The 25,711-nt window shown below is 70.6% G+C and carries 24 protein-coding genes and 1 pseudogene; 12 read left to right on the forward strand and 13 right to left on the reverse strand.

The features are described from left to right. Window positions 1-149: 149 nt before the first annotated feature. From AB0H56_RS30440 to AB0H56_RS30450, 3 genes are all read right to left on the reverse strand, one after another. Window positions 150-668, reverse strand: a complete 519-nt coding sequence (locus AB0H56_RS30440) for a DUF2771 family protein (RefSeq protein WP_357169790.1) — start codon at window positions 666-668, stop codon at window positions 150-152. Continuing rightward, complete coding sequence (locus AB0H56_RS30445) at window positions 665-2,443, reverse strand: MFS transporter (RefSeq protein WP_357169793.1); 1,779 nt, start codon at window positions 2,441-2,443, stop codon at window positions 665-667. The genes AB0H56_RS30440 and AB0H56_RS30445 overlap by 4 nt, the downstream gene beginning before the upstream one ends. A 68-nt stretch (window positions 2,444-2,511) precedes the next feature. Further along, window positions 2,512-3,288, reverse strand: coding sequence for a glutaminyl-peptide cyclotransferase (locus AB0H56_RS30450; RefSeq protein ID WP_357169796.1), 777 nt, complete (start codon window positions 3,286-3,288; stop codon window positions 2,512-2,514). 8 nt (window positions 3,289-3,296) lie between these two features. On the opposite strand from AB0H56_RS30450, the pseudogene AB0H56_RS30455 reads away from it, so the two are divergent. Next, window positions 3,297-4,043: pseudogene (locus AB0H56_RS30455) on the forward strand (DUF3027 domain-containing protein); the annotation flags it as partial. A 962-nt stretch (window positions 4,044-5,005) separates the two neighbouring features. Then, a complete protein-coding gene (locus AB0H56_RS30460) occupies window positions 5,006-8,032 on the forward strand; it encodes an ATP-binding protein (protein WP_357169799.1) in 3,027 nt (1,008 codons plus the stop codon). Here the strand turns inward: AB0H56_RS30460 and AB0H56_RS30465 are convergent. Further along, entirely contained in the window at window positions 8,029-8,577 is a 549-nt protein-coding gene (locus tag AB0H56_RS30465) for a TetR/AcrR family transcriptional regulator (protein WP_357169893.1), read from the reverse strand. The two genes, AB0H56_RS30460 and AB0H56_RS30465, sit on opposite strands and share 4 nt — an antisense overlap. Between AB0H56_RS30465 and AB0H56_RS30470 the strand changes: the two genes are divergently transcribed. Continuing rightward, window positions 8,515-8,724: a hypothetical protein gene (locus AB0H56_RS30470; protein ID WP_233001795.1), complete on the forward strand. Its 210-nt coding sequence runs from the start codon at window positions 8,515-8,517 to the stop codon at window positions 8,722-8,724. The two genes, AB0H56_RS30465 and AB0H56_RS30470, sit on opposite strands and share 63 nt — an antisense overlap. A 49-nt stretch (window positions 8,725-8,773) precedes the next feature. Continuing rightward, window positions 8,774-10,810, forward strand: a complete 2,037-nt coding sequence (locus AB0H56_RS30475) for a neutral/alkaline non-lysosomal ceramidase N-terminal domain-containing protein (protein ID WP_357169802.1) — start codon at window positions 8,774-8,776, stop codon at window positions 10,808-10,810. Here the strand turns inward: AB0H56_RS30475 and AB0H56_RS30480 are convergent. Next, window positions 10,807-11,067, reverse strand: coding sequence for a DUF2530 domain-containing protein (locus AB0H56_RS30480; protein ID WP_357169805.1), 261 nt, complete (start codon window positions 11,065-11,067; stop codon window positions 10,807-10,809). The genes AB0H56_RS30475 and AB0H56_RS30480 overlap by 4 nt on opposite strands. A 62-nt stretch (window positions 11,068-11,129) precedes the next feature. Between AB0H56_RS30480 and AB0H56_RS30485 the strand changes: the two genes are divergently transcribed. Then, on the forward strand, window positions 11,130-11,567 hold the full coding sequence (locus tag AB0H56_RS30485; RefSeq protein WP_110037321.1) for a MarR family transcriptional regulator: 438 nt from the start codon (window positions 11,130-11,132) through the stop codon (window positions 11,565-11,567). Here AB0H56_RS30485 and AB0H56_RS30490 read toward each other — a convergent pair whose 3' ends face one another. Continuing rightward, window positions 11,568-11,957, reverse strand: a complete 390-nt coding sequence (locus tag AB0H56_RS30490; protein WP_357169808.1) for a YccF domain-containing protein — start codon at window positions 11,955-11,957, stop codon at window positions 11,568-11,570. It abuts the gene before it with no gap. Window positions 11,958-11,982: 25 nt separating this feature from the next. Here AB0H56_RS30490 and AB0H56_RS30495 point away from each other — a divergent pair, with 25 nt between their 5' ends. Both AB0H56_RS30495 and AB0H56_RS30500 read left to right on the forward strand, forming a co-directional pair. Next, window positions 11,983-12,786, forward strand: coding sequence for an RNA methyltransferase (locus tag AB0H56_RS30495; protein WP_357169811.1), 804 nt, complete (start codon window positions 11,983-11,985; stop codon window positions 12,784-12,786). Next, the gene (locus AB0H56_RS30500; RefSeq protein ID WP_357169814.1) at window positions 12,783-13,085 is read left to right on the forward strand and encodes a DUF2537 domain-containing protein; all 303 of its coding nucleotides are present in this window, start codon (window positions 12,783-12,785) and stop codon (window positions 13,083-13,085) included. Before AB0H56_RS30495 ends, AB0H56_RS30500 begins: the two co-directional genes overlap by 4 nt. A gap of 1 nt (window position 13,086) precedes the next feature. Here AB0H56_RS30500 and AB0H56_RS30505 read toward each other — a convergent pair whose 3' ends face one another. The 3 genes from AB0H56_RS30505 to serC form a co-directional block, all read right to left on the reverse strand. Continuing rightward, window positions 13,087-13,818: a hypothetical protein gene (locus AB0H56_RS30505; protein ID WP_357169817.1), complete on the reverse strand. Its 732-nt coding sequence runs from the start codon at window positions 13,816-13,818 to the stop codon at window positions 13,087-13,089. Between the two features lie 136 nt (window positions 13,819-13,954). After that, window positions 13,955-14,944 carry a septation protein SepH gene (sepH, locus tag AB0H56_RS30510; protein ID WP_357169820.1) on the reverse strand — a complete coding sequence of 330 codons (990 nt, stop codon included), beginning with the start codon at window positions 14,942-14,944 and terminating at the stop codon, window positions 13,955-13,957. Window positions 14,945-15,256: 312 nt separating this feature from the next. Beyond that, a complete protein-coding gene (gene serC, locus AB0H56_RS30515; RefSeq protein WP_019044935.1) occupies window positions 15,257-16,378 on the reverse strand; it encodes a phosphoserine transaminase in 1,122 nt (373 codons plus the stop codon). 239 nt (window positions 16,379-16,617) lie between these two features. On the opposite strand from serC, the gene AB0H56_RS30520 reads away from it, so the two are divergent. Further along, a complete protein-coding gene (locus tag AB0H56_RS30520) occupies window positions 16,618-17,253 on the forward strand; it encodes a hypothetical protein (RefSeq protein WP_357169823.1) in 636 nt (211 codons plus the stop codon). A gap of 82 nt (window positions 17,254-17,335) precedes the next feature. Here AB0H56_RS30520 and AB0H56_RS30525 read toward each other — a convergent pair whose 3' ends face one another. Together AB0H56_RS30525 and AB0H56_RS30530 are read right to left on the reverse strand one after the other, a co-directional pair. Then, window positions 17,336-18,286 carry an SDR family NAD(P)-dependent oxidoreductase gene (locus AB0H56_RS30525; protein ID WP_357169826.1) on the reverse strand — a complete coding sequence of 317 codons (951 nt, stop codon included), beginning with the start codon at window positions 18,284-18,286 and terminating at the stop codon, window positions 17,336-17,338. 118 nt (window positions 18,287-18,404) lie between these two features. Continuing rightward, window positions 18,405-19,529, reverse strand: coding sequence for a citrate synthase 2 (locus AB0H56_RS30530; protein WP_357169829.1), 1,125 nt, complete (start codon window positions 19,527-19,529; stop codon window positions 18,405-18,407). Window positions 19,530-19,604: 75 nt separating this feature from the next. Here AB0H56_RS30530 and pdxH point away from each other — a divergent pair, with 75 nt between their 5' ends. The 4 genes from pdxH (at window position 19,605) to AB0H56_RS30550 (ending at window position 23,613) form a co-directional block, all read left to right on the forward strand. Beyond that, window positions 19,605-20,309, forward strand: a complete 705-nt coding sequence (gene pdxH / locus AB0H56_RS30535; protein ID WP_357169832.1) for a pyridoxamine 5'-phosphate oxidase — start codon at window positions 19,605-19,607, stop codon at window positions 20,307-20,309. A gap of 61 nt (window positions 20,310-20,370) precedes the next feature. Then, window positions 20,371-21,654 carry an MFS transporter gene (locus tag AB0H56_RS30540; protein WP_357169835.1) on the forward strand — a complete coding sequence of 428 codons (1,284 nt, stop codon included), beginning with the start codon at window positions 20,371-20,373 and terminating at the stop codon, window positions 21,652-21,654. A 237-nt stretch (window positions 21,655-21,891) separates the two neighbouring features. Further along, complete coding sequence (locus tag AB0H56_RS30545) at window positions 21,892-23,205, forward strand: citrate synthase (RefSeq protein ID WP_280345846.1); 1,314 nt, start codon at window positions 21,892-21,894, stop codon at window positions 23,203-23,205. A gap of 48 nt (window positions 23,206-23,253) precedes the next feature. After that, complete coding sequence (locus AB0H56_RS30550; protein ID WP_110037305.1) at window positions 23,254-23,613, forward strand: FKBP-type peptidyl-prolyl cis-trans isomerase; 360 nt, start codon at window positions 23,254-23,256, stop codon at window positions 23,611-23,613. A 63-nt stretch (window positions 23,614-23,676) separates the two neighbouring features. On the opposite strand, the gene AB0H56_RS30555 is transcribed toward AB0H56_RS30550, so the two are convergent. After that, a complete protein-coding gene (locus tag AB0H56_RS30555) occupies window positions 23,677-24,258 on the reverse strand; it encodes a Uma2 family endonuclease (RefSeq protein ID WP_357169839.1) in 582 nt (193 codons plus the stop codon). A 35-nt stretch (window positions 24,259-24,293) separates the two neighbouring features. Continuing rightward, window positions 24,294-25,454: a hypothetical protein gene (locus AB0H56_RS30560; protein WP_357169842.1), complete on the reverse strand. Its 1,161-nt coding sequence runs from the start codon at window positions 25,452-25,454 to the stop codon at window positions 24,294-24,296. Window positions 25,455-25,711: the final 257 nt, after the last annotated feature.

Genomic DNA, 25,711 nt, shown 5'->3' on the forward strand with positions numbered 1-25,711 from the left:
GATCAGGCACCGTTGCTTCGACTTCGTCGTTACGCAACGGCGCCTGATCGACGGGACGGCCGCGACCGCCGCTGACGCGGCGGGACCCTCCTCGGGGTCGGGTCGTGCGGGGCCGGGAATGCGGTCAGCTCGCGGGCCGGGTGTGCCGGTCAGGGGGCCGGTGTGCCGATGGACCACGCTCCGTGGACGCCGGTCTGTTCCTGGCCGGTCGCCGGGTCGGTGTAGATCATCGGCAGTTGCACCTCGAAACCGATGAGGCGCAGGTCCGGTGCGGGCTGGGTGTCGATGCTCAGGGCGCGGACGCCCTCGGGGAAGTCGAGCCAGCTCATGACCCGGTCCTCGCGCTCGCCGCTGGGGCGCTCGAAGCGCTGCAGCACCACCCACGGCGCCTCGGCGATCGCCGACGGCAGCGACACCTGGACCGGATCGCCGGAGGGGACGAGCAGGTAGTAGGTGTGCTCGAAGTTCTCGCAGGCGCCGGTGGCCAGGTTGCAGTAGCCGAAGGGCTCGGCCTCGACCGTCTTGCCGCCGCCGTACACGGTGACCATGGGCGCCGAGTCGGGCGCCTTCGACACCGCGTAGGCGACGATGGCCGCCGTCACGCCGACCACGGCCGCCAGGCCGACCGCGACCAGCGCGACCACCGTTCGTGCGTTGAGCTTGCTCACCAGCTGGGGTCTCCTGTCCCTCTCGGATGTGTGGGCACTTCCTGCTCGGCGTGCTGGGGGCGGTTGCCGCCGAGGCCCGGCAGCAGCGAGTGCCCGGTGTAGCTGACGAAGGTCTGGATCAGGCCGGCCAGCAGGATCACGCTGATCACCGCGAAACCCTTCCAGAACTCGATCGGCAGCAGCACACCGGCCGCGCCGCCGACCACCCAGCTCAGCTGCAACACCGTCTCCGACCTGCCGAAACCGGACGCGATCGACTCCGGCGGCAGATCGTCCTGGATCGCCGCGTCCAGCGACACCTTCGCCAGCGCGCTCGCCGCCGAGGCGACCAGGGTCGCGAACGCGGCGCCGAACAGATTGCCGGTGAACATGGCGAACACCGCGACGCCCGCGCAGGCGGCCGTGCAGCCGAGCACCACCAGCGACGGCCTGCCCAGCTGCAGCCTGGCCCCGGTCGCGTTGCCGCCGAAGTTGCCGAGACCGGCCGCCGCGCCGACCACGCCGAGCATCGCGGCCTGTTCGGTGGGGCTGCCGCCGGAACCCTTGGCGACGAAGGCGATGTAGAAGGTCAGGAAGCCGGTGAGCACGCGGATGGCGCTGTTGCCCCAGAGCCCGGTCACCACCGCCCGCCCCAGCGGTTGACGCCGCTTCTTGGCCGGAATCGAGGACTCCTGCCCCGGCACGAGCACCTCGGTGTGCGCGTCCGGGCCGTGGTAGGTGAGGGTCGCCGGCACCTCGCCCTCGGTCACCTCCACCCACGACGGGATGCGCAGACTCAGATAGGCGCCTGCCACCGCGATGCCGGTGGCGAACACGAGGGCGCCGGTGGAATCGGCGATCAGCGCGGCCAGCGCGGCCAGCGCGCCCGCGCCGATGGTGCCGCCGACCAGGCCGAACACTGTCAACCGGGAGTTGGTGCGGACGAGATCGATGTCGGGCGGGAGTACGCGTGGCGTCACCGCGCTCTTGAGCACCGCGAAGGACTTCGAGCCGACCATCATGCACAGGGCCAGCGGATACAGACCCCAGGTGTCGATGTTGAAGATCAACAGCACCGCGAAGACCGCGCGCAACGCGAAGGTCGTGGCCAGCGCCATCCGGCGGCCGCGCTGCAACCGGTCGAGCATCGGGCCGATCAGCGGCGCGATCACCGCGAACGGGGCGATGGTGATCAGCAGGTACAGCGCCACCTTGGTCTTGGACTCGGCGGTGGCGCTGGCGAAGAACAGGGTGTTGGCCAGCGAGACGGCGATCGCGGCGTCGAGCGCGAAGTTGGCCATCGTGGCGTAGGTGAGCGCGGTGAGGCCGGACTGGTCGGCGCCGTCGGCCTTGGCGGCGCGCTGGAAGGTCGCGAAGCCGCGCTCGGTGAGCTCCCTGCTGCGCATGGCGGCAACCCGGGTGACCGTGAGTTTGCGCGGGATCCGCTGCTTGACCTGGTCGGGTTCGTCCTCGTCGAGGGGCAGCGGGCGGGTGGCCGCCGGGCCGTTCACCGGCGGGTGCTGCGGCGCGGCCGGATGCGGCGGACCTGCTGGTTTGCGGGTGGGGACGGGAGTGGTCGGCGGTTCGTCCGGGCGGCCGCGACGGAAGACCCGCGACCGGACCGTCGGCTGATCCGGCACATCGGGACGGGGGAAGACCTTGCGCGGCCGCGGCGGTTCCTGGCTCGCGCGCGGCGGATAGTGCCCGAAGCCCGGATGACGGTCGGGTGGCGTGTCCGCGTGGTTGCCGCCCCGGCGACCACGGTCGGGACCGGAGGGATCGCGCGGCGTAGTCACAGGTCCAATTCTGTCGTACGCGCCGTCCCTGCGTTCACTCGCGGCGCCGCAGTGTTCGCCACATCGGCCTATTTCGGGACGAACCGCACCTCGAACAGGCGCGGCCAGTACTTGCCGGTGATCAGGAATCGGTCGGTGCCGGGCAGGTGCGCGATGCCGTTGAGCACATCGGTCCCGGCGCGCTCGGCGGGGGAGAGCAGCCCGCCCGCCTCGATCACCGCGAGCACCCGGCCGGTCGCCGGATCGATCCGCAGGATCTCGTCGGTGGGGTAGTTGTTGGCGTACACCGTGCCGTCGGGGGCGCAGTCGAGCTCGTTGGGCTTCGGCCCGTCGTAGCCGGTCACGGTCACCGAGCCGGTTTCGGCGAAGGTCACCGGATCGCGGAAGGTGAGCGTGGCGGTGCCGTCGCTCATGATCAGCCGGTCCGCCTGCGCGCACAGCCCCCAGCCCTCGCCCTCGTAGGCCGCGCGGCGGGTCTCGGCGAGCGTCACCGGGTCGCGCGCGATGGCGACGCCGTCCTTCCAGGTGATCTGCCAGACGGTGTCGCCCGCTCTCGTCATGCCCTCGCCGAACATCTCCTTCGGCAGCTCGACGCGCGCGGTCTCGGCGCCGGTGGCCTGGTCGGCGGTCCGCGCGGTCGACACGCCCCACATGCCGGTGCTCTCGTAGCGGACACCGTCGACCACCTCGAGGCCCTGGGTGAACGCCCGCGGATCGTGCGGTGACGAGCCGATCACCTCGACGCGCAGCCGCGGCGGTCCACCCTCCGCCGGACCGCCGCAGGCGCTCACGCCGAGCAGGCTGACCAGCACTCCGACAGCCAACGAACTCCGATTGCGCTTCATACGGCAAAATGTATGCCGTGAGCGCAGTATCTGTTTCGGAGTCCGGCGTGCGTCCTGTTCTGGCCGATGCGGCCGAAGTCGCACGTCGTGCGCTCGTCGAGTTGGAACCCGACGGGGTAGGAGTCCACCTGGGGGTGACCGCCGAGGACGAGACGGCGGCCACCCACCGGTTCGAGGCGACCCTGGCCGGCTATCGCGGCTGGCAGTGGGCCGTGGTGGTCGCGGCGCCGCCGGAAGCCACATATGCCACGGTCAGCGAGTCGGCGCTGCTGCCGGGGCCCGACGCCCTGATCGCGCCGGACTTCGTGCCGTGGGAGCAGCGGGTGCGTCCCGGCGACCTCGGCCCCGGCGATCTGCTCGCCCCGCCCGCCGACGATCCGCGCCTGGTCCCCGGCTATGTCGCCACCGGCGATCCGGTGGTCGACGAGGTGGCCCGCGAGGTCGGCCTCGGCCGCACCCAGGTGCTGAGTCTCGAAGGCCGCATCGAGGCCGCCGAGCGTTGGTATGCCGAATTCGGTCCGGACACGGAGATGGCGAAGGCCGCCCCCTCCACCTGCGGCCTGTGTGGCTTCTACCTCCCGCTGGCCGGTGCCCTGCGCGAGTCCTTCGGTGTCTGCGGCAATGCCATGGGCGCCGACGGCCACGTCGTCCACGTCGAATACGGCTGCGGCGCGCACTCCGACGTCGTCGCCCCCAGCGGCAACGGCTCGCCCCGCTACGAGGCCTTCGACGACGACGCCGTGGACTACGTCGAGATCACCCGCCCCGAACCGACCACCACGACCAACGGCGCACCCGAGTCCCCCGCCGAGCCCGCCGCCACCGGTGCGGCCGAGCCCGCCGGCGACACCACCGCCGCGCAGGAAACCGCCGAGGCCGAAGCCGTCGAGGCGGCCGCCGCCGAACGCGCCGCCCTCGCCGAGGGCGTACAGCCGGAATCAGCTGCCGAGGTCATCGCCGCGGAATCGGCGAGCCCCGAAGCAGGTACATCCGCGGCCACCGAAGCGCCGGCCGGCGACGCCGGTTCGGCCACCGATGCGGGTCGCGATGCCCGCTCGGCGATTGATGCGGCGCCTCCCGCTGAAGCCGCGGCGAAGTCTGAAGCTGGCCAGTCTCGGGCCACAGCCGAATCTGCATCGCCCGCAACGGATGCCGATGCGGATCGTGACACGGCGCCGACCGACACCCCAGCGGCTGGTGTTTCGGATGCCGATGCGCCCGCCCTTGATGTGGCATCCGAGTCGCCCGCGACAGACGCCGACGTGGATGTCCCCAGCGCGGTCGACACGCCTGGTACCGCCGAGGTGGGGGAGTCTTCGCCTGCGGTCGATGTGGTGTCAGCCCCTGCAATCGACAACGCGCCAGCCGCCGAGCACGGCGCTGACGCCACCACGGCCGAACGTGGTGTGGACGCTGCCGACACTGACACCACGGCAGCCGAACATGGTGTGGACGCTGGTGTCACGTCCGCCGACGCGGTTGCGGCCGAGCGCGGTGCGGACGTAGCCACGTCTGCTGGTGCCGAGGCGGCCGCGGGCGGCGCGGAGGCGGCCACGTCTGCCGCTGACGCCACCACGGCCGAGCGTGATGACGTGACCACGTCCGGTGGGGCGGAGGCTGTCGTGGGTGACGGTGCGGCCGTGGACGAGCGTGGATCGTCGGTGGCGCGCTGAACGGTTCGGCGGATCCCTTCGGGACGGCGGAGCTGCGGGCCGGGGTGCTCGCCGCCTGGCGGGATTCGCCTACGCGGCTGCGTGAGGACAGTGCCGGTGAGGCGGATCTGGTGGCCGCCGGCTATCGGGATCGGGTGCTCACCGAGCTCGCGCAGAACGCCGCCGACGCCGCCGCGAAGGCCGGGGTGGCGGGTGAGCTGAGTGTCCGGCTGGTCGACGGCCGGCTGCATGTCGCCAATACCGGTGTGCCGCTGGATGTTTCGGGGGTGCACGCGCTCACCGCGCTGCGCGCCTCCGGGAAGGCGGGCACGGAGCTGGTGGGGCGCTTCGGCGTCGGGTTCACGGCGGTGCGGTCGATCGGCGACGAGATCGAGGTCAGGTCGACCTCCGGGTCCATCCGCTTCTCCCGCGTCGCGACGCTGAACGCCCTGCACGACACCGGGATCGAGATCCCCGACGACTTGGCGACGATCGCGCCGCCGGTCCTGCGCCTGACCTGGCCGGTGCCGACCACCCCGGTCGCCGGGGCCGACACCGAGGTCGTCGTGCACCTGCGCCCGGACATCGACGGCGACGCCCTGCTCGCCGCGATGCGCGCCGAAGCGCCGGAGCTGCTCCTGGAACTGCCCGCCCTGCACCGCATCCGCATCGGTGCCGACGAATTCACCAGCGCGGCTACCGAACTGGCCGAAGGACTCGCCGAGCTGACCGTCACCCTGCCCGGCGGCGAGCACCGCCGGTGGTGGCAGTACCGCACGGCCCGCGCCCGCTGGCTGCTCCCCGTGCGCCACGGCCGTCCCGTCGCCGCCGCCCCGGATGTCCTGCGCGCCCCCACGCGTTCCGACGAGGAACTCTCGCTCCCCGCGATCCTGGTGGCCGACATCCCGATGCAGCCCGATCGCCGCCGCCTGCTCCCCGGCGCCCGCCTCACCGAGATCGCCGCGGGCTACGCCGATTTCGCCCGGGCACTGCCGCCCCGCGACCGCCTCGTCCTCGTCCCCACTCCGGGTTTCGCCCGCAGCGAGGCCGACGCCCTGCTCCGCGAAGCCGTCACCACCGAACTCCGCACGCACGCCTGGCTCCCCACCTGCCCCGTCACACCTGTGGACAACTCCGCACAGGCCACCGCGGCGTGGCTCACCGACGAGCCGACTCCGCTGGACGCCACCGCGCCCGGCCGTGCAGCCGATGCGCCCAGCTCCGCGCACCCCGGGCCGGACCATGGCGAGTCGGCCCACGATCGGTCTGCCGATGACTGGTCGAGTTCCTCCGCCAGGGCGGTCGACCAGCCTGCGACGGCCCACGGGCACCCGCCCGCCGGTGACGTCACCTCCGCGGCGCCGGGCGCGACCTCGCGGCCGGCTGAGCGAGCGGCATCGAGCGACACGTGGCCGGGCGGCGATGTCCCGGCGAGTCCGACCGCATCGGACTGCATCCCCACCCGCGCGAGCGTGTTCCCCGACCTCACCCCGGAACTGGCCGCCGTCCTGGTGGAATTCACCGGCCCGCTGGTGATCCCCGAACTCTCCGATCGCGCCGCGCAGGAGAAGCTCTCGGTCCTCGACGTGCACCGCCTCGGTCCGGCCGCGCTGGCTGACCTGTCGAGCGGCCTCGAGCGCGAACCGACCTGGTGGCGGCGGTTCTACGCGGCGGTGGAACCGTTCGTCGTCGACACCAGGACCGCCGAGGAGTTCGGCGCGCTGGCCGTGCCGCTGGCCGATGGCAGGCTCGTCACCGGGCCGCGCACGGTCGTCCTGGACGACCAGCTCACCGTCGCGGTGCCGGTGCACTGGGCCCGGCTGGTGCACCCCGACGCCACGCACGCGCTGCTCTCGCGGCTGGGCGCCCGCAGCGCCTCCGCCGAGGACCTGCTCACCGATCCGGGCCTGCGTGACCTGCTCGAGCACGATCCGGCCGACCCGGACACCGTCGACGCCGTCCTGCGCCTCGCCCCGTTCGCGCCCGACGAGTCGCTCCCCAGCTGGCTCGGACTGCTCGAACTACCCGACGACACCGGCGAATCGCGTCCCGCCGACGAACTGTTGCTGCCCGGCGCCCCGCTGGCGGAGGTGCTCGAGCCGGATTCGCCGTTCGGCACGGTCGCCGACTCGGTGGTCGAGGAGTACGGCGCCGAGGCCCTGCGCGCGATCGGCGTCGGCTGGGAGTTCGGCGTCGTCACCGATCCGGATCCGGTGGGCCCCGACCACGACCTCGACGACGAACCCGCCTGGTGGGAAAGCCTTTCCGAGGATCCCCGCGACCTGTCCGCCGTGCGCGACCTCGACCTGGTCGACGAAAACCGCTGGCCCACAGCGCTACGCCACCTGCTGGCCGTCCCGCGCACCCGCGCCCTGCTCGCCGACCGCGACGGCTACACGGCCTGGTGGCTGCACCGGCACGCGCACATCGACGGCGTCGCGCTGGGCAGGCTCCGGCACCCGGACGACGACGAGTTCGCCGGCCTGCTCCCGGCGATCACCGGCTTCGACGCCCGCGATCTCGAGGCCCTGCGCCCACTGCTCGTCCGGCCCGACATCATGTCGGCCGAGCTGGCCGAGGAACTCCTCGACGCACTGGCCGACCAGGCGAAAACCCCTGCGCCCGAAGTCATCGCACGCACGCACGCCCGCCTGGCCGCCGCGGTCGCCACCGGCGCGCTCGACCCGCGCGACCTGGACCTGCCCGAGCAGGTCAGGGCGCTCGACGGCAGTGTCGTCGACGCGGGTACGGCGCTGGTTCTCGACCAGCCCTGCTTCGGCCTGGTGGTCTCCGCGAACCGACTGGTGGCCGGCGAGACCACCCACGCGGAATCGCTGGCGACACTGCTGGATCTGCCGCTGGTGTCGGAGGAGGTCACCGCCGAGGTTCTCGGGACCGGTACCCGAACCACCTGGGCCGCCAGCCCGTTGGGCGTGGTGCTGCGGCAGCTGTGGTCACCGGCCGACACCGCCGGCGCGCTGATCCTGCACGACACGCTGGAAATCCACCTGCGTGGCGCGGTGACGGGTACTGTCACCGTCCCGTGGTGGCACACCCGCGACGCGACGCACGTGCAGGTGCCGCGCGCCTAACCGGCGTGCGCGACGACCATCTCGGCCAGCAGGTCGAGCTGCTTCTGCACCGACTCGCTGTCGTCGTCGACCAGCCAGCGCAGCACGATCCCGTCGATGACGTTGAGGATGAACCTGCTCAGCTCCGTGACCGGCGTGTTCCACTGCGTCCCCGTCGCTTCCCGGCAGTGGTCGATGACATCGGCGACGGTGTTGTCGTTGAACGTGTACTGCTCACGCGCGATCGCGATCTTGGCCGGGGTCGACTCGCCCTCGCGCAGCGCGTAGGTGGTGGTCTCGTAGGTGAGCAGCTGGCGTTCGGGGGTGGCCTCGATGTTGCGCCACATCAGTTCGAGTCCGTCGCGCACCAATTTGTGAAGTGCTTCTTTTCCGGTTCCGGCGTCGGCCCAGATCGAATCCTCGGCGTCGACGGAATCGCGCAATTCCATGGACAACGCTTTGACCAGCTCGGTCATCAGCGCGTCCTTGTTTTCGAAACAGTAATGCACCACACCGAGCGAGACACCGGCCGCTTGCGCGACATCGCGCGTGGTCACGCCCGCCACGCCCTTTTTCTCGGCGAGACCGATCGCTGCCTCGATCAGGTGGGCTCGTCGTTCTTCGACGCTCAATCGGGAGGACACGTGTGCGAGTTAAGCGCTCGCATGGCAAACAGTCAATTCGCCGATCCGCCAGAAATGCTGGACATGTGACCAGTTGATGTGGTTGTCTCCGAACCGGAAGTCGCGAAGGAGTCGTCTGATGTCCGTGTCCCGCCGTACCGTCCTGGCCGCCTCGGCGCTGGGTATGGCCGCTGTGCCCGTCGCCGCCACCCTGCCCGGCGGTAGCCCGGCCGCGCGCGCGAATCCGGGCGGATTCGAATTCGGCCTCGGCATCGCCGATCTCACCGGGCCCGCCGCGGAATGCGGGATGATGGGCTACTCGCAACTCGATCAGGCCACCGCGGGAATTCATCTGCGACCGCGCGCACGCGCCTTCGTGATCGGGTCGGGGGGAAATCGGATCGCGTATGTGGCGGTGGAGAACGGCGCGGTGTTCGGCTCGGTGCACCACGGTGTACTCGACGCGCTCGCGCGGCGATTCGGTGACCGCTATACCGAGCGAAATGTCGTCCTCACCTCCACGCACACCCATGCCAGTTGTGGTGGTTCCGCGCACGACTACGCCTACACGCTGGCGACCCTGGGATTTCAGCAGCAGGTCTACGACGCGGAGGTGAACGGCATCGTCGAGGCGATCGCCGCGGCCGACGCCGATTTCGCGCCAGGCGCCATCGCGCTCGGACGATCGACACTGCGCGATGCCAGCGTGAACCGCTCCCGCGTCGCCTTCGACCGCAATCCCGCGGCCGAGCGCGCCCTGTTCCCCGACGCGATCGACCCGGCGGTGACGACCCTGGTGTTCACCAGGGCGGGGCGCGAGGTCGGCGCGCTCACCTGGTTCGCCACCCACAACACCTCGATGACGAACGCGAACAGCCTGATCAGCTCGGATAACAAGGGCTACGCCAGCTACGCCGCCGAACAGCTCGAGCACGGCGTGCGGCACCTGGACGGCAAGCCGTCCTATCTCGCCGCGTTCGCGCAGACCAACGCCGGCGACATGTCGCCCAATCTCAATCTCGCGCCCGGCGACGGCCCTACCACCGACGAGTTCGAGAACACCAGGATCATCGGCGAACGTCAGTACGCGGCCTCGAAAGCGGCCGCCGCGCAGGCGGTATCGATGCCAGGCGCGGTCGACGCGCTGCTGTGCTACATCGACCTCGCCGACATCACCGTCGACGGCCGTTTCACCCCAGACGGCGCGCCGCGGCGCACCGCTCCCGCCGCGGCGGGCGTCTCCCTGGCGGCGGGCAGCGTCGAGGACGGACCCGGCCTGCCCGGCGGCCCGATCCCCGAGGGCGTGCGCAACCCGCTCGTCGAGTTCCTCGGCGGCATCGACCATCCGAACCCCGCCTGGCTGGCCGACGCGCAGGCGCCCAAGGCGGTCGCGGTGCCGCTCGGGCTGCTGCCGCCGGTGCCGTGGGTGCCGAACGTGGTGCCGATCCAGCTGGTCCGGATCGGAGAGCTCTACCTGGCGGCCGCGGGCGCGGAGTTCACCATCGTGGCCGGCCTGCGGGTGCGCCGCGCGGTGGCGGCGGTGCTCGGTGTCGACGCGGAACAGGTGCTGCTGCAGGGCTACGCGAACGCCTATCACGAGTACGTCACCACGCCGGAGGAGTACGACGCCCAGCAGTACGAGGGCGCCTCGACCCTGTTCGGCCGCTACACGCTCGGCGCCTACCAGCAGGAATTCAGCAGGTTGGCCGCGGCATTCGTGGCGGGCGGCGCGATCGGCCGCGGTCCGGCGCCGCGCGATGTCTCCGCGCTGCAACCGAATCTCGCCACCACACCGGGACCCGACGCGACACCGCCCGGACGTGCCTTCGGCGACGTGCTCGAGCAGCCGCCCGCCCGGTGTGCCGCGGGGACGCGGGTGGCGGTCGAGTTCGTCTCGGCGCATCCGAAGCACAATCCCCGCCGCGGTGACACCTTCCTCGAGGTGCAGCGCCGCAGCGGCGCCGACTGGGTGCGCGTGGCCAACGAGGGGGAGTGGGACGTGCGGTTCCACTGGCGCAAGGAGGGCGAGGCCGTCTCGATCGCGCGCTTCACCTGGGATGTGCCGGCGGGGACCAGCGGGACGCATCGCTTCGTGCACTACGTGGATGTCCTCGGCGCCGACGGCACGCTGCGTCCGGTCAGTGGGACCAGCGCCGAATTCGAGGTGACCGGCTAGTCGGTGGACAGACCCACCTGCGCGCCCTTGTCGCCGCGCCGGGCCGAACGCCGCTGCGCCAGCCAGATCGACACGCCGAGTACACCGACCACCAGGCCCATCACGCACACTGGTCTAGCCGCTGACCAGGCCGGATTCAGCCACGCCAGCGCCGCGGCGACGAGCCACGCGACGAAACCGGCCACCACCACCGGGCGCGGATCGACCAGCCCGCGAGGCAGCTCAGGGATCGATGTTCCGACGCGGCCGATATCCATACCCAAACAGTACCGACCTGAAACCCGTCAGGGTGCGCGGACGTACCGTAGAGTTCTGCACTGTGACAACGCCATCCGACGTCCGTGCCCTGGCCGGTGACCTCTCACTGGCCGTCGTACGGCTCACGCGACACCTGCGCGGCCGCCGTGCCGATGCGCAGATCTCGCTGACTCAGCTGTCGGCACTCGCGACGCTGGCGCGCGATGGCGCGATGACGCCCGGGGTGCTCGCGGGCAAGGAACGGGTGCAGCCCCCGTCGATGACCCGCGTCATCGCCTCGCTGTCCGACCTGGACCTGGTGCAGCGCCGCCCGCATCCGACCGACGGCAGGCAGATCATCGTCTCGCTCTCGCCCGCGGGCCGCGCGCTGATCGCCGACGAGACCCACGCCCGCGAGGCGTGGATGACCGAGCGGCTGGCCAGCCTGACCCCGGAGCAGATCGAGATCCTCGATCAGGCGGTCGCGATCATGAACCAGATCGTCGCCGAATCGGAGTGATCAGCCTGCGTCGGCGTCGACCACCTCGTGGCCGAGCGGGAACAGCGACAGCGGCACCAGCTTGAGGTTCGCCCAGGCGAACGGCAGGCCGATGATCGTCACCGCCAGCGCGAGACTTGTGGCGATATGGCCGATGGCGAGCCACCAACCGGCGAAGATGAACCAGATGATGTTCCCGATCAGCGAACCCGCGCCCGCGCTCGGCTTGTCCACCACCGTGCGGCCGAACGGCCACAGCACGTATCCGGCGAGGCGCAGCGAGGCGATGCCGAACGGGATGGTGATGATCAGGATGAAGCAGATCAGGGCGGCGAGCAGGTAGCCGAGTGCCATCCAGAAACCGCACAGCACCACCCACAGGATGTTCAAGATCAACTGTACGAGTTTCATGTATCCATCATGCCAGGATTGTCCGGTGGCCGAAGTGATCGACATCGACGACCCCGCCGACCCCCGCGTCGACGACTTCCGTGACCTGTCCGCCGCCGACCGCAGGCCCGACCTGCCCGGCCGCAAGGGCCTGGTCATCGCCGAGGGCGTGGTGGTCGTGCAGCGGATGCTGGACTCGCGGTTCACCCCGAGCGCGCTGCTCGGCGTGGCGAAGCGCTACGAGGCGCTCGCCGACGATCTGGCAGGCCGCGACATCCCCTACTACCGGGCGAGCGCCGAGGTGATGGCGGAGGTGGTGGGTTTCCATCTCAATCGCGGCGTGCTCGCGGTCGCGCCCAGGCCCGCCGCGCTGTCGGTCGAGGAGGCCCTCGCGGGTGCCCGCACGGTCGCGGTGCTCGAGGGCGTCAACGATCACGAGAATCTCGGCTCGATGTTCCGCAACGCCGCGGGCCTCGGCGCCGACGCCGTGCTGTTCGGCGACCGGTGCGCCGACCCGCTCTACCGCCGCGCGGTGCGGGTCTCGATGGGGCACGTGCTGCGGGTGCCGTTCGCGCAGCTGCCGCAGTGGCCGGGCGGGCTGGAGCTGCTGCGCGAGCGCGGGTTCCAGATCATCGCGCTGACGCCGAATCCGGCCGCGGTCACCCTCGCCACCGCGATGACGGGCGAGCGCGTCGCCCTGCTGCTCGGCGCCGAGGGGCCCGGCCTGACCGAGGAGGCCATGCGCGCCACCGATGTGCGCGCCAGGATCCCGATGTCGCCGGGCACCGATTCGCTCAACGTCGCGACAGCCGCGGCGATGGCCTTCTACGAACGGGTGCGATCGTCGTGAAGGAGGACGAGGCCGACGGTCCCTATCGCGCGCAACCGGATTCGGTGCCGTGGGCGGCGGGGCTCACGGTGGTGGTGCTGGTGGCCTGGCTCGGCGGCGTGGCGGTGTACGCCTTCGGCGCCGCGCTGGCCGCGGTGCATCCCCTGGTGGCGGTGGCGGTGAACGTGGTCGCGGCGGTCGGCGTGGCGCCCACGGCGTGGCGCTGGCGGTTCACGCCGGTGGTGCGGTGGGTGCTGGCCGGCGCGGCGCTCGGGGTCGTGTTCGGCTGGCTGGCGGTGCTGTTCGATCAGCTGGGCTGACTCACAGCACCCGGTCGGCGCCGCGCAGCCAACCCAGCAGGCCGCGCCTGCGCCGGGTGGCCGCGCCGGGACTGGCCGTCTGGACCGTGCGCTGCCGGGGCGCCTTGCCCTTCGGATACAGGGTGAAGCCGCAGACCGCGAGGTCGCCGGGGCCGGGGTGCCGTGGTTCGGTGTCGCGGTGGCCGAAGCCGAGCCAGGCCCTGTTGGCGGCGTCGGCGAACGCGGGCGGATCGAACGGCAAGGTCTGCGGGCCCGACGCGCCCTCGTGCCACGGCACCGGATGCTCACCGGCCCAGAACGGCCGCTCCCACACCATCGGCAGGCCCTCGTTCTCCAGGATGTCGACGCGCGTGGAACTGAACGAGCGCCGGAACTCCCCGCGCTCCCAGTGCGCGAACGCGCCCCAGTGGACGCGCGCGTCGAACGAGACCAGATAGGTGTGCTCCGACGCCAGCGGCCGCACCAGCAGATCCGGCAGCCGCGTCGGCCGCACCAGCGCGGCCTCGGCCGTGCACACGACCGTCAGCCCCGGATAGCAGCCGATGTACACCTCGTCGCGGTCCGGCGCCGCGCACCCGTTCAGCGTCCCGATCATGATCGGCAGCAGATCGTGGTCGGCGTAGAGCTGCCCGGCCAGCGCCGCCGCGGCGTCGGGATCGGGCTCGGGCCTGCTGCGCAGGACGGCGGCCGGGTCGTCCACATCGGAGTACCACAGTGTGGAAGCCGCCAGCACTCGAACCACCTCCCGCGAACTGATCACGCAAGAACATGGGTAACTCGTCGGGTACGGGCCGACTCGACGCGACCGCCGACGCTTCGTCTACCCGCGCTCGGGTCCGGCCGGAAGACGCGCAGCAGCGGGCGGGGGCTCAGTGTCCGGAGCTGCGCACGCCAAGCAGGACGTCTTCCCAGGACGGCATGGGCGCCTTGCCCCGCTTGGCCCGCGTCTGCTTCGCCGCGGGCTTCTCCGGCGCGGCTTCCTTCGGCTTCGCCTCCGGCTCCGGTTCCTGCTTGGCCGCGGGCTGACTCGGCGTCGCGGGGACGGCCGGAATCGGTGCGGCGGGCGCGGCCGGGATCGCGGCCGCGCCACCACCGGCGGCGACGGCGCGCTGCTCGTAGTACTCGTCCAGGGTGGGCTGGGCGGGCCGGGCCGTCGGGCGCGCGGTCGGCGCGGGCTGCTCACGCGGACGCGGCTCCACCGGGGTCGGCGGTTCCACGACCGGCGCGGCCTGCTGCGCCGGGGTGGGCAGGATGGTGGCAAGGCCGCGCAGCGCACGGCCGAAATCGGGGTCGATCAGGTCGTTGGCCGGATCGTCGAGCGGGGACACCGAGCCGCCGTGCGCGTCGGGCTGATACCGCCAGTGCGCCGCGATCTCGGAGTGTCCGTGCCGCCACTGCAATTGGGCGACCCAGAATCCCTTCTCGTCCTTCCAGGCGTCCCATTCGGCCTGTTCGATGGTGTGGCCGCGCTCGGCGAAGGCCGCGGTGACGATCTCGTGCAGCGTTTCCACGGCCGGCCCGTCGGGGCGCACGGGATGCGCCTTCTGCGCCAGTTCGGCGGCCCGGGCACGTTCCAGCAACACCGGATAGGCGAAACGTTCGACTTTGCTCGCAGGCATGCCGGATTCCGCCGTGACCTGCTCGACGGACGCTCCGGCTCGAATGCGGGCCTGGATATCGCGAGGACGCATAGACGCCTCCGTTTCGATCTCGATCTGGCCGAATCGTGCGAGGTCGCCGCGCGCCGCCGCGCGGAGCTTGTCATCGGCGGGCAACCGGAACTTGGTGCCGGACTCGGTGTCACTGCACACGATGTGCGTGGAGTCGGGCGTCACCCCGATCACTCGAAGTTCACGCACCGTTACCTCCCTATCGCGTCGGCTACGACACCGCCCACTTTCCTAGACAGTAGTGCACATTACTTGCCCGCGGCAGCAGACACGCACGACCGAAATCGCGCACCGAGCGGGCAGGTACCGCTAATCTGATCGGCTTACCGCACGAATCCCACACGTGTGCAGGCGTTTTGGTGATGGATCAACATCAATTGTCCGGGCCGGAACCGCCCGTGTGATGCGAATATTGCGAATCCGTGGCGCGCCTACGCAAAGGGCCGGTGCGCCGCGAACCGGAAATAGTTCGCCGCGCACCGGCCCGATGACCGAATTGTGTCAGAGCTGGCCGACGACCCAGTCGATCGAACGGGTCAGCTGCGAAACGTCTTCCGGATCGATGGCCGGGAACATGCCGACGCGCAGCTGGTTACGACCCAGCTTCCGGTACGGCTCGGTGTCGACGATGCCGTTGGCCCGCAGGATCTTCGCCACCTGGGCGGCGTCGACGGCGTCGTCGAAGTCGATGGTGCCCACGACCTGCGAGCGATGCGCCGGGTCGGTGACGTACGGGGTGGCGAAGGAGCTCGACTCGGCCCACGAGTACAGCCGCGAGGACGAATCCAGGGTGCGCTTCACGGTCCAGTCGAGGCCGCCGTTGGCGTTCATCCACTCGATCTGGTCGGCGAACAGCAGCAGGGTGGCCAGCGCCGGGGTGTTGTAGGTCTGGTCCTTGGTGGAGTTGTCGATGGCGATCGGCAGCGACAGGAACTCCGGGGTCCAGCGGCCCGAGGCCTTGATCTCCTCGACGCGGGCCAGCGCGGCCGGGCTCATGATCGCGATCCACAGGCCACCGTCGGCGGCGAAGCACTTCTGCGGCGCGAAGTAGTACACGTCGGAGTCGGCGATGTTCACCGGCAGACCGCCCGCGCCCGAGGTGGCGTCGATGGCGATCAGGGCGTTCTCCGAGCCGGCCGGGCGCGACACCGGGATGGAGACACCGGTGGAGGTCTCGTTGTGGGCCCAGCCGATGAGGTCGACGGTCGGGTCCGAGACCGGCTCGGGCGCGCTGCCCGGCTCCGACGAGACGACGATCGGGTCACCGATGAACGGGTTGCCCTTGGCGACCGAGGCGAACTTCGAGGAGAACTCGCCGTTGGTCAGGTGCAGCGAGCGCTCACGGATCAGGCCGAAGGCGGCGGCGTCCCAGAACGCGGTGGTGCCGCCGTTGCCGAGCACCACCTCGTAGCCCTCGGGCAGGGAGAACAGCTCACGCAGGCCGTTGCGCACCCGCGCCACCACGTCCTTGACCGGCTTCTGGCGATGCGAGGTGCCGAACACGGAGGCGCCCACAGTCACCAGGGACTGCAGCTGCTCCGGGCGGACCTTGGACGGGCCGCAGCCGAACCGTCCGTCGGCGGGCTTGAGGTCGGCGGGAATGGTCGGGAACGCACTGGTCATGGGGGCGAGTTTAGTGGTGCGCGGATGGTCCGGCGCGCACGGGGGCGGGGTCGCTGAGGCGCTGTGAGGCGGCCCACTCGGGCTGGACACTCGCCCAGCGAGCGCGCGTTGTCGCGGTGGGTCATGGACGCACCGTGGGTGCGGCGGTCCGTGCTGCTCGCGACCCGCACGCTGCGGCGCCCGGGGGAAGTGCGGGGAATTCGCCCTTGCCCGTACGGTGTTCGCATTACTCTTTCGCTATGAGCCTCGCCGCGGCCGACTCGGGTCGGACCCTGCTCGACCGGTTCGTGTGGACGTTCGGGAGGCGGCCGGGATTGCTGGCCGAGAGCTCCCGGCGGGAACTGCTGATCAGGGGCTTGCCCGCCACCGCGACGGTGTTGTCGGTGCGGTCGCGCCGTGGCGAAGGCGGCTACCGCTTCGCGGTGCGGGTGCAGGTGCCCGGCGAACTGGCCTACGACGCGCGGGTGCGGCAGCGGGTTCGTAGCCAGGACCTGGAATGGATGCAGCCCGGCGACACCGTGGGCTGCCGGGTCGACCCCGGCGACCGCGACCGCGTGGCGCTGTATGTCCCCGACGTGCCGCAGTCCGGCCGCAGCGCCGCCGCCAAGATCCTGGCCAACGGCCGCCGCGCCGAGGCCACCGTCCTCGCCGTCGCCCCCATCGCCGCCGACTACACCGGCCGCGACGACCCGATCCTGCGCCTCGATCTGGAACTGCGGGCCTGGGACGAACCCACCCCGTGGCGAGTCCGCCTCATCCAGCCCGTCCCCCTCGCGGCCGTCGGCCAGATCGACCTCGGCACCCGCCTGAACGCCGCCTTCTTCACCGTCGACCGAGGAACCTCCGTCGCCATCGATTTCTCGACCCTGACCTGACCTCGCGGCCTGGTCACCGCCGACGGGCGCCGGCGGCTCGGAGCAGTCGACGCCCGGTCGGATGTCCTTGTGCGCAGGGCCCTCAGTCGGCCGGTTGGGGTGCGAGCGCCGAGGGGCGGGATCGGTGTTGCGGTGTGGGGACCGGGCGGGGCGGCATCTTGTGGTGCACGCTGTGCAGGGCGTGTTTGACCACGCCGGGGACGAGCAGATTCAGCCAGGCGCCCGCGATACCGAGCAGGTCCTGGACATCGTCGGGGCGGCGGATGATGGCGTCGACCATCATGTCGACCGCGGTCTCGACGGGGAGCTTGGTGTAGGCGTGCAGGCCCTCGGGCGCGGCCATGGCGGTGTCGATCATCGGCAGGTGCACGCGGGTGAAAACCACTCCGTCGGAGAGGGTTTCGATCGCCGCGATCCGCATGACCGCGTCCAGGGCGGTCTTCGATCCGACATAGGCGGCGAACTGCGGCGGGAAGGTGAGGGTGCCGACCGACGAACTGGTGATGATCTGGGCGCCGCGCCGCTCGCGCATGTCGGGCAGCAACCGGAGGATCAGCCCGACAGCGCCGAAGTAGTTGACGCGCATGGTGCGTTCGAAATCGTGGAGTCGGTCCGCGGACCGGTCCAGCGGCCGCCGGATCGAGCGGCCCGCGTTGTTGACCAGGATGTGCGGTGCGCCGAATTCGACGAGCACGTCGTCGGCCAGCTTCTCGATGCCCTCCGCCGTCGACAGGTCCGAGGTGATGGCGAAGGCGCTGCCGCCCTTGCCGCGGATCTCGGCGACCAGCTGATCCAGCTCCGCCGTCCGCCGCGCGGTGACGACGGTGATCGCCCCGGCCGCGGCGACGCGCGCGGCGAGCCCCCGCCCGATCCCGCTGGACGCGCCGGTGATCAGCACGGTCTTGCCCGCGACCTGCTCGCGCAGGCTGGGACGGAACGGGTTGGGGAGCCGAACGGGTCCGGTCAACGCGTTGCTGACGAGCCGCATGAGCTCGAATTCGGCCCTCTGCAGAGCCTTACCGGTATCAATCATCGTCGAGCGACCCTTCGGTTATCCAGCCAGAGCCCAACTGACCATACCGTGAGTCAGAATCCACTGCCTGGCAATGGATTCCGACATATCGGGTCGTTCACATCGAGGATTCGCCGAATCAGCTCCCGGCGATGGTGGACCAGCCGGCGACTTCCTCCGGCTTGCGGGGGCCGGGGCCGGTGTAGATGGCGGCGGGGCGGACGAGCTTGCCCAGCTGCTTCTGCTCGAGGATGTGGGCGCACCAGCCCGCGGTACGGCCGCAGGTGAACATGGCGGGCATCATGTGGGCGGGGACCTCGGCGAAGTCCAGGATCACGGCGGCCCAGAACTCGACGTTGGTCTCGATGGCGCGGTCGGGGCGACGCTCGCGCAGCTCGGCGAGCGCGGCCTGCTCCAGCGCGGCGGCGACCTCGTAGCGCGGGGCGTCGAGGCGCTTGGCGGTGGCGCGCAGCACGCGGGCGCGCGGGTCCTCGGCGCGGTAGACGCGGTGGCCGAAGCCCATCAGCTTCTCTTTGCGGTCCAGGATGCCCTTGACCAGGGCGCGCGCGTCACCGGACTGCTCGACGGCCTCGATCATCGGCAGCACGCGAGCGGGGGCGCCGCCGTGCAGCGGGCCCGACATGGCGCCGATCGCGCCGGACAGCGAGGCCGCGACGTCGGCGCCGGTGGAGGCGATGACGCGGGCGGTGAAGGTGGAGGCGTTCATGCCGTGCTCGGCGGCCGAGACCCAGTAGGCGTCGATGGCCTCGGTGTGGCGCGGGTCCGGGTCACCCTTCCAGCGGGTCATGAACCGCTCGGTGACGGTCTCGCACTCGTCGATCTTGCGCTGCGGAACGGCGGGCTGATAGATGCCGCGCGCCGACTGCGCCACGTAGGACAGTGCCATCACCGAGGCGCGCGCGAGGTTCTCGCGGGCGGTCTCGTCGTCGATGTCGAGCAGCGGCTCGTAGCCCCAGATGGGGGCGAGCATGGCCAGGCCGGCCTGCACGTCGACGCGCACGTCACCGGTGTGCACCGGCAGCGGGAAGGGCTCGGCGGGCGGGAGGCCGCGACCGAACTGACCGTCGACCAGCAGGGCCCACACGTCACCGAAGGTCACCCGGTTGGTGACCAGGTCCTCGATGTCGACGCCGCGGTAGCGCAGGGCGCCGCCGTCTTTGTCCGGCTCGGCGATGTCGGTGGTGAAGGCCACCACGCCTTCCAATCCGCTGACGAAATCCTGGGGTACCGAGCTGGTAGTCATGGTGACTCTCCTTGCGGGGGCATGCCGATCACCGCAACCATAGTCCCGCCGATACCCCGGAGTAACCTCGCCCCTATGCGTGACCAGGACCCTTCCACGGCCGCTTCGCCCGACCTCGCCCGCATGCGCGTCGACTACGGCGACCCGCTCTCGGCCCCCGCCGTCGAACCCGACCTGGACGAGACCTGGGTGGCCGGTGGCTGGGAACCGTTGCTGCGCAACTGGATCGAGCAGGCCACCATGCTCGGTGTCGCCGAGCCCAACGCGATGGTGCTTGCCACCGTCTCCCTGGCCGGTCCGGTGCCGCGACCGGTCGCGCGCACGGTCCTGTGCAAGGGTCTCTCGCCCGAGGGCGTGACGTTCTATACGAACTACGACTCGGCCAAGGGCGGCCAGCTCGCCGCCGACCCGTACGCGGCGGCGACCTTCGTCTGGCCCGCGCTGGCCAGGCAGGTGCACGTGCGCGGGGTGACCGAGCGGGTCCCCGCCGAGGTCACCGCCGCCTACTGGCAGGCGCGGCCGCGCGAATCGCGGCTCGGCGCCTGGGCCTCCACGCAGTCGAAGCCGGTCGCCTCGCGCGCCGAACTCGACCGCACGCTGGCCGAGACCACGGCCCGCTTCGCCGACGTCGACGACATCCCCGTGCCGCCGTTCTGGGGTGGCTACCTGTTGCGCCCCGACGAGGTCGAGTTCTGGCAGGGCAGGCGCGGGCGCCTGCACAACCGCATCGTGGTGCGGATCGACGGCGAGCACACCAGGGTGGAGCGGCTGCAGCCGTAGGTGGCCTATGTCACCAAAAAAATCGTGGGATCTTTCCGCGGCGATCGCTAGCGTCCCGTGAGTGAAACTGCTCGCCGACACCGAACCACTGCGGAATCCGGATTACCGCAGGCTCTGGACGACCAACATCGTCACCGTCATCGGCGCGCAGCTCTCGGTCGTCGCGGTGCCGCAGCAGATCTTCCAGATCACCGGCAGCTCGGGGTATGTCGGCCTGGCCGGGCTGTTCGGGCTGGTGCCGCTGATCGTGTTCGGGCTGTGGGGCGGCGCGCTCGCCGATGTGATGGACCGGCGCACGCTGCTGATCATCACCACCGCGGGCACCGGCGCCACGGCCGTCGCGTTCTGGGTCCAGGCCGCGCTCGGACTGAACAACGTGTGGCTGGTGCTCGGGCTCTTCGCCGCGCAGCAGGCCTTCTTCGCGGTCAACCAGCCCACCCGCAGCGCGGCCATCGCCCGCCTGCTGCCGCCGGAGCAGATCGCGGCGGCCAGCTCGCTGAGCATGACGGTGCAGAACGTCGGCATGATCGCCGGACCGGTCCTCGCGGGCATGTTGATCCCCGTGCTCGGGCTGCCGACGCTGTATCTGCTCGACGCGATCGCCCTGCTCGCGACGCTGTGGGCGGTGTGGAAACTGCCCGCCTTCCCGCCCGCCGGTGACCAGCGCAGGGCCGGTCTGCGCGCCGTGCTCGACGGCTTCCGCTATCTGACCGGCCAGCGGATCCTGCTCGCCTCGTTCGTCGTCGACATCATCGCCATGGTGTTCGGCATGCCGCGCGCGCTGTTCCCGCAGATCGCGCACGAGACCTTCCACGACCCGGCCGAGGGCGGGGTGGCCCTCGGCCTGCTGTTCGCCGCGATCTCGGCGGGCGCGGTGCTCGGCGGCGTCTTCTCCGGCTGGGTGCCGCGCATCCGGCGGCAGGGGCTCGCGGTGATCGTCTGCATCGCGGTCTGGGGACTGGCGATGGTCGGTTTCGGGGTCGCGGTCGGGCTCGCCGGGCACGTGTTCGGCCTGGGGGTGTGGTTGTGGATCGCGGTGGCGTTCCTCGCGCTCGGCGGCGCGGTCGACATGATCTCGGCCGCCTTCCGCACCGCGATGCTGCTCAACGTCTCCACCGACGAGATGCGCGGGCGGTTGCAGGGCGTGTTCATCGTGGTCGTAGCGGGTGGGCCGCGGGTCGGTGATGTTGCCCACGGTTTCGCGGCCGCCAGTCTGGGTACCGCTGTAGCTGCCGCGGGTGGCGGCGTCCTGGTCGTGATCGGGGTGCTGCTGGCCGCGCTGGCCTTCCCGGCGTTCGTTCGCTACCGGGTGGCGCGTGCGCACACGGATTCGATGGTCAATTGAGCTGTGCGGGAAGGGATTACATGTCGTGAACCGGTACGGGTCGCCACGGCGGCGAGTCGGGCATCGGCGCAGGTCGCCGCGCGACCGCCGACCTCACCGCCTCGGCGTCCTGGTGTGAGGGCAGCTCAGGGCAACCCTGATTGCCTATGTCGTCCGAACAACAGCTAGCGTTAGCGCAAGTGCACCGCGTGCCGACCGCACCGGTGCCGACGGTTCTAGCCTGAGAGGGATCCTTCCGTGCCCGCTGAGAACATCACCAACGTCGCCGAAGACGCCAAGGCGGTACTGCAGTACCCCGGTGGCGAGTTCCCGATCTCGGTCACCAAGGCCGCAGAGGGCAACGACGGACTCGACTTGGGCAAGCTGCTGGCCAGCACCGGCTACGTCACCTACGACCCCGGTTTCATGAACACCGCGTCGACCAAGTCGGCCATCACCTACATCGACGGTGAGGCGGGCATCCTGCGCTACCGCGGGTACCCGATCGACCAGCTGGCAGGCCGCTCGACCTTCATCGAGGTCAGCTACCTGCTCATCTACGGCGAGCTGCCCACGCAGGCCCAGCTCGACGACTTCACCGATCGCATCCGCCGCCACACCCTGCTGCACGAGGACCTGAAGCGGTTCTTCGACGGCTTCCCGCGCAACGCGCACCCGATGCCGGTGCTGTCGTCCGCGGTGAACGCGCTGTCGGCGTACTACCAGGACTCGCTGGACCCGCGCGACCCCGAGCAGGTCGAGCTGTCCACCATCCGCCTGCTGGCCAAGCTGCCCACCATCGCGGCCTACTCGTACAAGAAGTCGGTCGGCCAGCCGTTCCTCTACCCGGACAACTCGCTGAGCCTGGTCGAGAACTTCCTGCGGATGACCTTCGGCTTCCCGGCCGAGCCCTACGAGGTCGACCCGGAGATCGCGGCCGCGCTCGACATGCTGCTGATCCTGCACGCCGACCACGAGCAGAACTGCTCCACCTCGACCGTGCGCCTCGTCGGCTCCTCCGACGCCAACCTGTTCACCTCGGTGTCCGGCGGCATCAACGCCCTGTGGGGCCCGCTGCACGGCGGCGCCAACCAGGCCGTGCTCGAGATGCTCGACGAGATCAAGGCCAACGGCGGTGACGTCAAGGAATTCATCCGCAAGGTCAAGAACAAGGAAGACGGCGTGAAGCTCATGGGCTTCGGGCACCGCGTCTACCGCAACTACGACCCGCGCGCCACCCTGGTCAAGCAGGCCGCCGACAAGATCCTGTCGAAGATCGGCGGCGACGACCAGCTGCTCGACATCGCCAAGCAGCTCGAAGAGGCCGCCCTCACCGACGACTACTTCGTCTCGCGTCGCCTGTACCCGAACGTCGACTTCTACACCGGCGTCATCTACCGGGCCATGGGCTTCCCGACCCGCATGTTCACCGTGCTGTTCGCCATGGGCCGCCTGCCCGGCTGGATCGCCCACTGGCGCGAGATGCACTCCGAGCCGCTCAAGATCGGCCGCCCGCGCCAGATCTACACCGGCTACGGTGAGCGTGACTACCTCGATATCGGCACCCGCTGATCTCGACACTCGTCTGGCGACTACTCAACTATCGAAGGGGATAGCCGAATGACCAAGCCGGAGATCGAATTCCAGGAGGGCCCCGCGCCCACCGAGCTCGTGATCAAGGACCTCGTCGAGGGCGAAGGCAAGGAAGCGGTGCCCGGTGGCACCGTGGAGGTGCACTACGTCGGCGTCGAGTTCGAGACCGGCGAGCAGTTCGACTCCTCGTGGGACCGTGGCGAATCCATCACCTTCCCGCTGCGCGGCCTGATCCAGGGCTGGCAGGACGGCATCCCCGGCATGAAGGTCGGCGGCCGTCGCCAGCTCACCATCCCGCCGGAGCTCGCCTACGGCCCCGCAGGCGCGGGCCACCACCTCTCCGGCAAGACCCTGGTCTTCGTGATCGACCTCCTCGAGGCGCACTGACCGAAGCCCGACACCCGCGGCCCGCCTCCCCAGGGAAGGCGGGCCGCGGTCGTCTGGGGCGACTCAGCGGGTGAGGTCCGCGAAAGCGATGTCGCCGACGATCACATGTTCCAACCGGAGCAGCCCGTCCCGGTGGATCTGGTGCAACCGGTATTCGCGGGCATGCGCGTCGAGCCGGAACTCGAGCACCTCCGCGATACCGAATTTCGTGTCCAGCATGACGACGAGATAGAGCGGGATCCCGACGCGCGCGTACTGCGCCTTCTTGTCGAGCAGGTCCTCGGCCGCGGTCGAGGGTGACGACACCTCGACCACGATCAGCGCGTCGCCCGCTTCCGGTTTGTCGCCCGGCTGATCGAGGCATCGGTACACCGTGACATCGGGTCGCCGGAACGTGAACTTCGGAACCCGCCAGAGCACGACGTCGATATCGGTTTCGGCCCGGATGCACTGCTCGGTGCTCGGCAGGTCCTCCATGGCGCCCGCGAGCCGGCGGGCCACACGGTTGTGTTCGGGCGCCGGCGATTCACTGACGATGACGTGCCCGTGTACCACCTCGATCTCCCGCGAGACGTCCTCGGGGAGCTGACGGTACTGCTCTTCCGTCATCTGATGCGGGAGCGAGTCCACAGCCTGGATCGTCATGGGCCGAGCCTACCGACCCCGTCGTCCCCCTGACGCTATTCGTGGACGACCTCGACGGGGTCGGTGAGGGCGAGGGCGAGGGCGGATTGCTGGGCCTGGCCCAGGGGTGGGAGGGCTTCGATGGCCTTGCCGGTCTGGGTGTTGAGGTTGCCGACGATGTTCTGCAGGGCGCCGACGCCGGTGGTCATCTGTTCGATGGCGGAGGCGACCTGGGCGCCGCCCTGGTCGGCGAGGGCGGGCAGGCCCTTGGCGAGTTCGGCGCCCTGGCTGAGCTGCACGCGGGCGCTGTCGAGGCGGGCGACCACGGTGCGCAGCAGGGTGCCCAGGTCGGTGCCGGGATCAACGGCGGCCCCGGTCAGTTCGGCGAGGCCGGTGAGCTGGCTGCCCGCCTGGCTCGAAATACCGCGCAGCGCTTCGAGTTTGGTGATGATGTCGGCCAGCTGCGGATCGCCGGCGAACGGCAGGGCGCGCAGCAGCGGCAGGATCTGGTCGAGACCGGCGCTCATGGCGCCCGCGCTGCGCTCGACCTCGGCGATGGTGACGCCGGTGGCGCCCAGCGCGTCGGCGAGCTGATTCGCCTGCGTGGTCGCCCCGTCGACGGTCTGGTTGAGCAGCTCGATGGCCGAGGTGAGCTCGCCCGCACCCTGTTTCGCGAAGTCGAGGAAGCCGAGCATCTCCTCGGCGCCGCCGCTGAACTGCGCCGCGCCGTCGGCGGCCGCGTTCACCCCGGCGCTGAGCAGCTGCGCGGTGAACTGCACCGACGTCATCTGGTTGCGCGCCTGCGCCACGGCCGCCAGCGCGGCATCCACCCCGGACGCGCCGATCCGGTGGGTGACGGCGGCGACGGCCCCGTTCACCTCGCCCTCGTCGGCGCCGTCGTGCGCGGCGACGGTGACCTTGGCGCGCTGGGGTTGCGGCGTGGCCAGGGTGGCCATCGACGCCGTGAGGTTCTCGGGCAGGGTGATCACCGCGGCGTAGTCGGCCGGATCGATCTCACCGGGTTTCGCCACCGTCCACTCGTAGCCGCCTGCCTCCTCGACGGCCTTGGCGACGCGCGCTCCGGTCGGCCCGGCGTCGGCGTTGACCAACGCGTATCCGGTCGGCGCCGCACCGCCGCCTGCGCACGCGGCGATTCCGCCCGCGGTGAGTGCGACAGCGGCGACGAGACAGGCCACTCGGGCACGTTTTCCGATCATGGCGGCGACGCTATCGGGGCAGTGCGCAGCGCGGATTGGGAGAGGTCTGAGAGTTCGGTGAGGATGCCGTCGCGGCGTTAACTGCCGGTGTGCCGGGGGAAGGCTCTTCCCGGTGAGCGGGACAACCAAACCTCCACGCGATATGTGGTGCGTCACATCTGCTTTCGTGGTCCCGGTACATCCGGTACAAATCTCGAGTCAATCGACATCGAGAATTTTTTCGATTCGTCCGGGGGTTGCGGGGATTCACCGGGGGC

The sequence above is a fragment of the Nocardia sp. NPDC050717 genome, assembly GCF_040654275.1.
Classification (GTDB): domain Bacteria; phylum Actinomycetota; class Actinomycetes; order Mycobacteriales; family Mycobacteriaceae; genus Nocardia.